Origin of the sequence: Aneurinibacillus sp. REN35, assembly GCF_041379945.2 — a bacterium.
GTDB lineage: Bacteria > Bacillota > Bacilli > Aneurinibacillales > Aneurinibacillaceae > Aneurinibacillus.
This window is the reverse complement of record NZ_JBFTXJ020000018.1, coordinates 55,265-67,146: the sequence shown is the minus strand read 5'-3', so window position 1 is coordinate 67,146 and position 11,882 is coordinate 55,265. Positions and strand designations below refer to the sequence as shown.

General features: G+C 39.8%; 6 protein-coding genes. All 6 read left to right on the top strand.

Translation table 11 applies throughout. From position 1 onward, the window contains the following. Positions 1–492 precede the first annotated feature (492 nt). Positions 493–1,359: a GIY-YIG nuclease family protein gene (locus AB3351_RS21725; RefSeq protein WP_371149214.1), complete on the top strand. Its 867-nt coding sequence runs from the start codon at positions 493–495 to the stop codon at positions 1,357–1,359. 93 nt (positions 1,360–1,452) lie between these two features. Then, a complete protein-coding gene (locus AB3351_RS21720; protein WP_371149213.1) occupies positions 1,453–3,309 on the top strand; it encodes a site-specific DNA-methyltransferase in 1,857 nt (618 codons plus the stop codon). A gap of 11 nt (positions 3,310–3,320) precedes the next feature. Beyond that, on the top strand, positions 3,321–5,957 hold the full coding sequence (locus tag AB3351_RS21715; RefSeq protein WP_371149212.1) for a restriction endonuclease: 2,637 nt from the start codon (positions 3,321–3,323) through the stop codon (positions 5,955–5,957). A gap of 508 nt (positions 5,958–6,465) precedes the next feature. Next, positions 6,466–6,828, top strand: a complete 363-nt coding sequence (locus AB3351_RS21710; RefSeq protein ID WP_371149211.1) for a hypothetical protein — start codon at positions 6,466–6,468, stop codon at positions 6,826–6,828. A gap of 540 nt (positions 6,829–7,368) precedes the next feature. Further along, the gene (locus AB3351_RS21705; protein WP_371149210.1) at positions 7,369–9,462 is read left to right on the top strand and encodes a thioredoxin domain-containing protein; all 2,094 of its coding nucleotides are present in this window, start codon (positions 7,369–7,371) and stop codon (positions 9,460–9,462) included. Positions 9,463–9,703: 241 nt separating this feature from the next. Then, positions 9,704–11,848 (top strand): ATP-dependent Clp protease ATP-binding subunit, encoded by a 2,145-nt coding sequence (locus AB3351_RS21700; protein WP_371149209.1) that lies wholly within the window; start codon positions 9,704–9,706, stop codon positions 11,846–11,848. The last annotated feature ends 34 nt before the right edge of the window (positions 11,849–11,882 follow it).

Sequence of the window (11,882 nt, the reverse complement as noted above, 5' to 3'; positions counted from 1 at the left end):
CAAACAGTTGTACGGGAGGGGTTTGTCTGAAACTGGATAATCAACACCCCTGATTATGATCATTAATAAAATTTCATTTATTTTTGTGGTAAATTGAAAATTATGAGCAGGTAGTCTCTTGTTTCATTGAACAGATAGCGATCCAAATAATAGACCATAACTATTAAGAAATTATTGAGTGTTTATAAGAAAGGAAAAGGTAAATACCGATTTTCAAGGTGGAAATCGATAATAATAGATATACCTCCGAATGGAACTTTTCTGATCACAATTCCTCAAATGGTTATTCGGGAAAACATTCATGACGTTACAAAAAAATGTATATTATTGGTGATGATAAAAGTTTGAATAATATGTTCCTTGGGTAGGCGGAGTGGATCTAATTAGCGTACGTATGAATGAGAAATGATTAAGCTTAGTTCTGGTACAATAAATACGGTTAAACTAAAAAGTAAAAAAACACACCTAACAAGAAAAAAGGAAGTGTTTGATATGCAAGGAAGAACAATACAGATTTTTTTACCATTTGGATCACCCACGGGAATTAAAATAGCCGAGATTACAAATAGAACCGTGCAGGCAGTATTTATTCCAAGAAACAAATTAAACGAAGCAAGTAAACGTCCTGAAGTTATGAATGTCGGACTATATTTCCTTTTTGGACAAGAAGAGGATGAAGCTACATTAAAAGCTTATATAGGGGAAGCTGAAAACTGCTTTGAACGTCTTAAACAACATAATCGTGAGAAAGACTTTTGGGAAGTTGCTATTATTATTGTTAATAACAATAATCAAAATCAATTTACAAAAACTGACGTGAAATTTTTAGAACGGTTATCTTTTGAAAAAGCTCAAGAGGTGAACCGTTATAAATTAGATCAAACCATCCCTGTAAGCTCGTTTGTTCCAGAATGGAGAAAATACGATTTAATTGACATTTTTGAAACATTGAAGGTTTTATTGTCTACCTTTGGCTATCCTATTCTAGATGAATTGAGAAAAACGAAAGAGACAACCGAAGAAGAGGAGAAAAACAACATTTTTTATTGCAGGGGAAAGGGACTAGAGGCAAAAGGCGAATATAGTGAAGAAGGATTTGTTGTATTTAAAGGTTCGCAAATGTCTAAAAGTAATTCAAAAAGTATTCATTCCTATTTAATCACAATAAGAGAGGGCCTTATACAAGATAAGATAGTTTCTCTCTGTGAGGAAAAGTACCTTTTTCAAAAAGATTATTTATTTACTTCACCAAGTCGAGCCGCTGCTATTGTACTCGGGAGAAATGCTAATGGATGGATTGAGTGGAAGAACGGCGAGGGCTTAACATTAGATACTATAAAAAGAAAAAGCCTGAATTAATTACAAAAAAACGGATAAGAGAATATCCAATAGATTGTGTAATTGTTAACCCTATAACAATTATCAGCATTTAGAGACTATGGAGGAATTGTAATGATAAGAAATGATTCATTTTCAAATGTAGAAGATATTCTAACTAAACTTAAAGGTATAGTGCCTTCAGCATTTCAGGATAATCAATTAAATTTTGACATGCTTAAATCATTGTTAGGAATTGATGCAGATAAAGAGGTAGAGAAGTTTGGACTTCAATGGTTAGGGAAATCTAAAGCGATTAAATCGACCCAGACAATTAGTGAAGGAACTTTACGCCCGGTTATAGATAAATCATCCAACTATGATAACGCTGATAACATCATAATTGAAGGTGACAATTTTGAGGCTTTAAAATTACTTCAAAAATCTTACTACGGAAAGATTAAAGTCATATACATCGACCCTCCTTATAATACGGGTAACGACCTTGTCTATCAAGATGACTATAGCGATCCGATAAGAAGTTATCTTGAACAGACACAGCAAATAGATAATGAAGGACAGATAATTTCAAGTGATATAGAGTTATCGGGCCGGAAACACTCTAAATGGTTAAATATGATATACCCGCGAATAGTAGTTGCTCGTAACCTATTGACTGACAATGGCGTAATTTTAGTTTCAATTGACGATAATGAATATGGTCATCTAAAAGAAGTAATGGATGAAATTTTTGGAGAAGAAGGTCATTTGGCAACTTTTGTATGGCGGAGGCGTATTGGTTCGAGTATGTCTTCTTCATGGATTTCAGCCGATCACGAATATGTATTAGCTTATTCTAAAAATCCTCAAGAAGTTTATATAAAAGGCGACGAGCGTGATATGTCAAAGTATAGTATCCCTGACGAAAATGGTCGTCTATTTGCTAGTATGCCACTAACTGTAGGTATGAATAAAAGTATGAGACCTGGACAATGGTATGAACTGAGACATCCAGAAACAGGAACGGGTTATTACCCTCCAGAAGGCAGGGTATGGGCATACTACCCACCGACGATGGAAGAAAAAATCAAAGAAGGAAAAGTTTTATTTCCGGAAGATTTTCCTGATCGTAATATGACTAGTCCTAGGTTGAAAAGTTATCCTGAAGATGCTAAAAGGGAAAGGAAACCATTATCAACCTGGATAATTGAGAAGAAAACTTCAAATCAAGAAGAAAAACTTGAAGACAAGTACCAAATTGAGTCGCCGAAAAACGAAGAGGGTACTAGAATCTTAAAAGATTTGATTGGAGATAGCTTTTTCACATATCCTAAGCCTTTAACTTTAATAAAGAAATTATTAGATCAATTTACGGAAAAAGATGATATCATAATGGATTTCTTTGCCGGTTCTGGTACAACTGCACACGCTGTTATGGAATTGAACAAAGAAGACGAAGGGCATCGGAAATATATCTTAGTGCAGTTACCTGAGAAAGTTGAACATGAGAATTTCAATACAATAATAGATATCACACGAGAACGAATTGAAAGAGCTTCAGAGAAATTAGGAGAGCCGACTAAATATAAGTATTTTACTTTGGATTCAAGCAACTTTAATAAATGGGACCACAACGTAGCTACTCCTGAACAGCTTTCAATACAAATAGAAGCATGGAAAGATCCTATTAAGGTTGGTAGAACGTCAGAGGATGTAATGTATGAAGTTCTATTAAAAAGTGGTTTCGAATTAACGGCTAGAATTGAAAAACATGATTTTGAAGGTAGCTATTTCTTTAAGGTTGAGCAAGAAGGGCATACCATTCTAATTTACGTTAATCGAGATAAGTTATCGTCTAACTTACTAAGAGAAATAAAAGAAATGAATCTATCACAAGTTTGGATACTCGATGAAGCATTCAATTCAGACGATGAAAAGAAAAATTTTGAACTTCAGCTAAAAGAGCAAAGTATTGAGTTCCGTACTATTTAAGGGGAATAAATATGGAAATTAAATTTGTAGACGATCAGCATCACCAGCTCGAAGCAATTAAATCAGTCTTAGAATTATTTAAAGGACAACCTAATACTCAATATCATTTTCAGCTTTCTCTTCCAGGTCAACAAACTCTCGAAGGTTCTCTTGGAAGAGCTAATCAATTGGTCCTTAGTGATGAAGCACTCCTTGAAAACGTAAGGAATGTCCAACAAGATAATAAAATAAATGTAACAGCTCAAAGCGTAGAAGACATTCAAAGCTATGACTTCTCAATTGAAATGGAGACAGGAACCGGTAAAACATATGTGTATTTACGGACTATTATTGAGCTACATCAGAAATATGGATTTAGTAAATTTATTATCGTAGTGCCATCGGTTGCAATTAGAGAAGGGGTACAGAAGTCATTAGAATTGATGCGTGATCATTTTAAAAAAATTTATGACAATGTACAATACGATTCTTATATTTATGATTCAAAAAAGTTAACAATGCTACGTCAGTTTGCGCAATCTAATACACTGCAAATTATGATTATGAATCTAGATTCGTTTAACCGAGAAGCAAATATAATTAATAGACCAAGTGAAGATATGGGTGGCTTAGAGCCTATTAAATTTATTCAACAGACACAGCCAATAATTATCATGGATGAGCCACAGAATATGGAGAACGAAAACAGTAAACTAGCGATAAAATCTTTAAATCCACTTGTGAAATTACGTTATTCTGCGACTCACAAAAATACTTACCAGCTTCTTTATCGTCTTGATCCAGTCAAAGCTTACGATTTAAAACTAGTAAAAAGAATTGGTGTCACATCGGTTGTGTCGGAGGAAGATTTTAACAAGCCGTATATTGAATTAAAAGAGACCAAAGCAAATAAAACAACTGTATCAGCTCAATTGATAATCGACCAACTACAAAAAGATGGGTCTGTTAAACGAAAAAAAATCTCTGTGAAATCAAAAGACGATCTGTATGATAAAAGTAACGGACGTCATTTGTATCAAGGATATATAGTTGAGAGAATACACCATAGTGAGCAATGGATTCGCTTTTCTAATGGAATAACTGTTAGGAAGGGAGAAATTTCTGGTGTAGATAGAGATGAAATGATGAAAGTACAATTGGAAGAGACAATACGTGCTCACTTTCGGAAAGAAAAGGCTGTACGACAGCTTCCTGAGGGGCAACGTTTAAAAGTATTATCGCTAGTGTTTATTGATAAAGTAGCGAATTATGCTAATGAAGATGGGAAGATACGTCAATGGTTCTATGAGCTCTATGAACATATTAAAAATGAAGAAGAATTTAAAGAAATGTCTCTGCCAGATGCCAAAAGTGCGCAGGGAAGTTATTTTTCACAAGATAGAAATAAACCTAAAGATACATCAGGCAACACTAAACCAGATGATGAGACTTATAATAAGATTATGCGAGATAAAGAAAAGTTGCTTTCTTTAAAAGAGCCAATTCGATTTATTTTTAGCCATTCAGCGTTACGTGAGGGATGGGATAATCCAAATGTTTTTCAAATTTGCACACTCAACGAAACATTTTCTGAGATTAAGAAACGCCAAGAATTGGGGCGAGGACTAAGACTCCCAGTAAATGAATCCGGAACCCGGTGTACAGATATGCAAATCAATCGGTTAACTATTATAGCTAATGAACACTATGAGGACTTTGCAAGGGCCCTGCAAACTGAAATGCAGGATTCAGGATATGCTTTTGAGAAATCTATGGTGGATAATAATCGTGAAAAAAGATTAGTGAAATTACTGCCAAAGTGGAAAGAGAACACAGCGTTTTTAGAGATATGGGACAAAATTAAACAAAAAACTAAGTACTCGGTAAATTTTGATACTGAAGAATTAATTGATAATGCATCTTCCCGTATAGCATCGATAAGATTGCAGCGTCCAAAAATCCGTGTGTTCGACGTTGACATGAATGTAACAAAAGAAGGCATTTCAGGAAATGCTAATAAAGAAGCAAGTAAAAATATACAAGTAACAGGATTATCAATTCCTAATATTGTTGATGCTATTCAAGGTGTAACGCAATTAAAACGCAGCACGATTATTGAGATTCTACAACGTGCTCAGAATTATGAACAATTATTTATTAATCCACAACGGTTTATTGAGCAGGCTATCCACGATATTCAAACGGTTTTAACGAAGTTAATGGTCCGTGGAATTAAATATGAGCGTATTCAAGATGGCTATTATGAGATGCAACTATTTGAAAGTAAAGAAATTGAAAGTTATATATTACGAGTTGTTAATACTTCAAATACAAAATCAATTTATGACGGCATTGAAGTAGATTCTGCTGTTGAACGAATGTTTGCTGAACAGTTAGAGAGGACACGTGAAATAAAATTCTATTTAAAGTTACCTAATTGGTTTAAGATAAATACGCCAATTGGAACTTACAATCCCGATTGGGCAATTGTAAAGGAAGAAGATAGTGAAGATAGAATTTATTTTATTGCTGAAACAAAAGGATCAGAAGAAGAAGAAGAGCGGCGTGGAACAGAAAATATGAAAATTGATTGTGGTCAAGCGCACTTTAATAGCCTAGAGGATGTTCATTATAAAGTCGTAACAGATGTAAAACAACTATATATTTAACGTTAAGAAAATTATTGTTAAGATCTAGCTATATGAGAGTTTATTTTATTGGAAAAAATTCTGAAAGAATCTTGGAAGCACCTTAAATTCAGAGTGTCTAAAATTAAAAAAGTTTTAGACACTTTTTTTCTGGACAGGGGAAGGCGAAAAAAGAGCGATGAAAGACGGCAAAAAGATGGGACGGAAAGGACAACCCGAATAGAACATCAAACTAACGGGCTTCGGTGTTCACGCTAGTATTAATAAAAAAAGCCTAAAATTACTACCAAAGAATATTTTACAAGTGCTAACAAGAAATTCATAAAAGATGAGGCCATAAAATACTTTTTCGAAATAAATTCGATAACACCTAATGAAGTGAAAAAGTATAATCAGAATATAGAAAAGAAAAGAAGTAGGGCAAACTCAAGCGCTTTTCTTTGATACTTATATTCAGGGAGCTTTTCTGGATAAGCCCCTACTAAAGATAAATGATTCTCACTATTTGTCTATTCATAAAGAATTGCTTATGAGAAAGGTAATTGAAGGCATATTTGATATATGTAAAAAAGAAATCCCCGGAGATTTTGGAAAGGAATTTGGAGATGCCTTTGAACGTTACGTTCATCAATTGTTGAAATTTTTCATACCAGCAGCTCAGATATTTAATGAAAAGCAACTAAGAAGATATACAGACAAAAAAATATGTGATTATATGCTTGTTTTTGAAGATCATATTTTCTTAATTGAATGTAAAGCAATTGAATATAGCGCGTATGTTTCCTCTGAGAATGCCTTAAAGGGAGATAATTCAACAAAGAAAATACAAACAGACAGGTACTACACAGCTTTCTTCAACCGCCTCAATGATCAAAGAAAATGTATTCCTTGAACTAAGAGGATAAGTTAAGCAAAAGAAAATTATTGCTGCTGTTATTACCTATAAACAGATGTATCAGACTAATACAGACTAGTACGCTGATAATGTTATTAACACTAAGCCACCTAGCTTATCTGACTTATCAATGAGTGAAAAACTCATACTTTTTTTCATAGTACTTTTCATTATGACTCAATGCTATTTAAAATAAATTCCAAAAACATTGATATCAAACCATTCTTTAAAGCGATTTTTTAAAGTTTTACAGGTTGTTTGATGGGCGGCATGATGTAAGATAGGCCGCAAAGTCTTACCCTAATACAGGCTCTATGATTTTTTTATAAGAAAATGACCTGGCATTACGACCAATAAGTTAAGTCGAGAATAAAAAGCAGCTCAACTTAAACTCTTTGTTCGTAGGTTCATCTGTATAGTTTAGAAGGACGTCTTGGACAAAGATTCTCGATCACAGTTTAGTAAAGACAAATTGTGTTAATCATTCCATCATTGTGTATATACTAGAGGAAAGAGAATCCTGTTGGGAGGTACATAATGAGCGCAACCCATGAAAACGGAAATCCGAATCGCCTGATCCATGAAAAGTCACCTTACTTACTGCAGCACGCCTACAACCCGGTTGATTGGTATCCATGGGGAGAAGAGGCGTTTGAAAAAGCGCATAAAGAAAATAAGCCAATCTTTCTTTCGATAGGCTATTCAACGTGCCACTGGTGCCACGTCATGGAACGAGAAAGCTTTGAGGATCAGGAAGTTGCCAATCTTCTCAATGAACAGTACATCCCCATTAAAGTAGATCGTGAAGAGCGTCCCGACATTGATCAAATCTACATGACAGTCTGCCAAGCTTTAACTGGACAAGGCGGGTGGCCGCTCACCGTTATTATGACACCGAACAAGGAACCGTTCTTCGCAGGCACCTACTTCCCAAAGGAAAGCCGACACGGCCGGCCGGGCCTGATGGATGTACTTAAGCAAATTCGCGGAAAATGGGATGAGGACCGGGAGCGGGTATCGAGCACTGGACAGAAAATTGTTCAGGCCTTGCAGGAACATGCGATTAGCACAAGAGGCAGCGGAGAATTAACCGAAAAAACGCTCACAGAAGCATATAAGCAGTATGAAAGCACGTTCGATTCCCGATATGGCGGATTTGGACAGGCGCCAAAGTTCCCATCGCCGCATAACCTGTCATTCCTTCTGCGGCATTGGAAGCTGAGCGGTGAAGCAAAAGCGCTGGACATGGTGACAAAGACACTAGATGGGATGCGCCGGGGCGGCATGTATGATCATATCGGATTTGGCTTTGCGAGGTATTCGGTCGATCAGCAATGGCTTGTGCCGCATTTTGAGAAGATGCTGTATGACAATGCGCTGCTGGCGCTGATCTACCTGGATGCATACCAGGCGACCGGAGAAGAGGAGTATGCGGAGGTAGCTCGGCAGATTTTTACGTATGTGCTGCGGGATATGACGGATGCGGAAGGCGGCTTCTATTCGGCGGAAGATGCGGATTCAGAAGGGGAAGAGGGCAAGTTCTATGTATGGCGGCCGGAAGAAGTACATGCCATTCTTGGTGAAGAAGACGGCGCCCGTTTCAACCGTATCTATGACATCATGGATTACGGCAATTTTGAACATAGCACCAGCATTCCGAACCTTGTCCATAAATCACTTGCCGAAGCGGTACAGGGAGAAGGCATGACGCATGGCGAACTGAAATCGTTTATCGAAAAGTGCCGAGGAAAATTATTTGACGCACGGGAGAAGCGCATCCATCCGCATAAGGATGATAAGATCCTTACCGCCTGGAATGGACTGATGATCGCCGCTTTGGCGCGCGGTGCGGTCGTGCTTGATGAGTCGATGTATACGGAAGCGGCCGCGAAGGCCACCCAGTTCATACAAAACAAGCTGCAGCGGACAGATGGACGCTTGATGGCGAGGTACCGGGACGGCGATACTGCGTTCCTCGGTTATTTGGATGATTATGCGTTTATGATCTGGGGCTTGCTTGAACTGTATGAAGCGACCTTTGAGCTGGATTATCTGGCTTATGCGTTGGAGCTGCAGCAGCGTCAGATCGAATTGTTTTGGGATGAGACAGACGGTGCGTTTTATTTTTATGGAAGCGACAGTGAAGAGCTGTTTATGCGTCCGAAGGAGTTGTATGATGGCGCGATGCCGTCCGGCAATTCTGTAGCCGCATTGAATCTCCTTCGTCTCTCCCGTCTTACGGGTCAGGAGGAGATCGTACGTATGGCAGACGCGCATATGGAGGCGCTCGCAGGTGATGCGGCGCTTCATCCGCAGGCCCATGCGTACTTTATGTTGGCGGTGCAATTTTTATTTGGTCCGGCACAAGAAATCGTGATTGCGGCACCGAACCGAGAAGCGGCCGAGAAGATGGTCCGAGAAGTACGGAACCATTACATGCCAAACGCTGTCGTATCCGTAGTAACAGACGAGATACGAGAAAAAGCTCGCTCACTTGCACCGATGTTGGCGGATAAGACCGTACAGGATGGTCGGGCCACTGCATACGTATGTGAGAATTTTGCCTGCCAGGCGCCTGTGACAAGCGTAGAAGAGTTGCGGCAGCAGCTACAAAAAACGGACGTAAAATAAGAAAAGCGGGGAGATGCCTGTATGGCGGCTCTCCGCTTTTTTGCTGCCTTACATCCATAAGAAAATGGACTGCGGACAAGTGGTAGCAGGATGAACCCCATTAACAAACGTGAAATAACAGAATAGTATGAGTATATTTTTATTTATTTTTCTATTGAAAGTCAGATAAGGTCAAAGTATAATGATAATAGATCAAAGAAAGTCAAAGTCAAAATGACGATAAATAGAGGAGGTATGATGTATGCTTTGTCAACGATGCCACCAAAAACAAGCAAATGTATTCTTGAACATTCAACAACAACAGCATGTGCATAAGTTATACCTGTGCCATGAGTGCTATACAAAACTCGGAAGTAAAGCAGGAACAGGGATGCCATCAGGTGTATTCCCGAACGTTTCTGGATTTGATCAATTCTTCAAAGGTCAAGGAATGCCGGAAGATCCGTCCATGACCCAAGGAAATCTGAAGTCGCAATCCCATGGACAGGACGGTGGAATTCTCGATGATGTAGGACGCAATGTCAGCGATGCGGCAAAAGCTGGACTTATCGACCCGGTGATTGGCCGTGATGAAGAGATTGAGCGCGTTATTGAAATTCTTAACCGCCGCAATAAGAACAATCCGGTATTGATTGGAGAACCGGGTGTTGGGAAGACCGCGATTGCAGAAGGCTTGGCATTAAAAATCGCGGAAGGACAAGTCCCTGCTAAGTTGAAGGGAAAAGTGGTCTACCTGCTGGATGTGGCTTCCCTTGTCGCAGGTACCGGCATCCGCGGCCAATTTGAAGAGAAGATGAAGCAGATTATTGCAGAGTTGCAAGGTCGAAAGAATGTCATCTTGTTTATCGACGAAATTCATCTGCTGGTCGGTGCGGGGTCAGCCGAAGGCTCCATGGATGCAGGCAACATACTAAAACCTGCGCTCGCCCGCGGAGAACTGCAGGTAATCGGAGCCACGACGCTCAAAGAATATCGAACCATCGAAAAAGACGCCGCGCTTGAGCGCCGGTTCCAGCCGGTGATGGTCAAGGAGCCGACCGTAGAGGAAGCGCTGCAGATTCTACAGGGTCTGCGCGTAAAATATGAGTCCTATCATCAAGTGTCCTACTCTGATGAAGTGATCCGTGCCTGCGTGGAACTGTCACATCGTTATATTCAGGACCGCTTCCTGCCGGATAAAGCAATAGATCTGCTTGATGAAGCAGGCTCAAAAGTGAATCTTCGCACCTCAGGAAAGACGACAGAAGAGATGCGGGCGCGACTTGCGCAAGTGAGCGAGGAGAAGAAGGAAGCGACAGCCAAAGAGGAGTATGAACGCGCTGCTCGTCTGCGGGATGAAGAGAACCATCTGCTGGCGCAGCTTGATGAGATGGAGGACAATAAGCAGCAAGCGGCTGTGACAGTAGAAGACATTCAGGCAATCATTGAACGTAAGACAGGCATTCCTGTGAAGAAGCTGCAGAGCGATGAGCAGCAAAAAATGAAGCATCTGGCGCAAAAGCTAGAGAGCAAAGTCATCGGCCAGTCTCACGCGGTTAGCCAGGTGGCAAAAGCGATCCGCCGCAGCCGTGCCGGATTGAAGCCGAAAAATCGCCCGATTGCCTCTTTCCTGTTTGTCGGACCAACCGGTGTTGGTAAAACAGAGCTGACAAAGGTCCTTGCAGAAGAGTTGTTCGGTACGAAAGAGTCCATGATTCGGCTTGATATGAGTGAATATATGGAGAAGCATTCCGTTTCCAAACTAATTGGTTCTCCTCCGGGTTATGTGGGTCACGAGGAAGCGGGACAACTGACTGAGCGTGTCCGCCGCAACCCATACAGCATTATTCTGCTCGATGAGATTGAGAAGGCGCACCCGGATGTGCAGAATATGTTCCTGCAAATCCTTGAGGATGGACGCTTAACCGATAGTCAGGGACGCACCGTAGCCTTTAAAGACACAGTCATTATTGCCACAAGCAATGCAGGTGTAACAGAGAAGAAGATTACGGTAGGATTTGGCGCAGAGAACGCACCGCAGGAGACTGACGTCATGGCTTCTCTTGCATCGTATTTCCGACCTGAATTTCTGAACCGGTTCGATGGCGTGGTTTCCTTCCGTCAGCTCGGCAAAGAGGATTTACTGCACATTGTTGATTTGATGCTGCAAGATGTCGTAATGAATTTGAAAGAGCAGGGAATGGACATCACCGTAACAGAAGAGGCAAAGGAAAAGTTGGCTGAACTCGGCTATGATCCGTCCTTTGGTGCTCGGCCGCTGCGTCGAATGATCCAGCAGTACGTAGAAGATGGTATCGCAGATGTGGTGATTGAGGAAGAGGATGTCAAGCACATCTCTGTAGATGTGGAGCAGGATGCGATTTGCGTGAAGAAGAGAACGTTATAACGAAAACAAGCAGGAGTCGGGCAGATTTTGTTCG

Bases quoted from the DNA above. Each gene is read 5' to 3' on its own strand.
- AB3351_RS21720 (WP_371149213.1), top strand. From the start codon at position 1,453: ATGATAAGAAATGATTCATTTTCAAATGTAGAAGATATTCTAACTAAA.
- AB3351_RS21700 (WP_371149209.1), top strand. From the start codon at position 9,704: ATGCTTTGTCAACGATGCCACCAAAAACAAGCAAATGTATTCTTGAAC.
- AB3351_RS21715 (WP_371149212.1), top strand. From the start codon at position 3,321: ATGGAAATTAAATTTGTAGACGATCAGCATCACCAGCTCGAAGCAATT.
- AB3351_RS21710 (WP_371149211.1), top strand. From the start codon at position 6,466: ATGAGAAAGGTAATTGAAGGCATATTTGATATATGTAAAAAAGAAATC.
- AB3351_RS21725 (WP_371149214.1), top strand. From the start codon at position 493: ATGCAAGGAAGAACAATACAGATTTTTTTACCATTTGGATCACCCACG.
- AB3351_RS21705 (WP_371149210.1), top strand. From the start codon at position 7,369: ATGAGCGCAACCCATGAAAACGGAAATCCGAATCGCCTGATCCATGAA.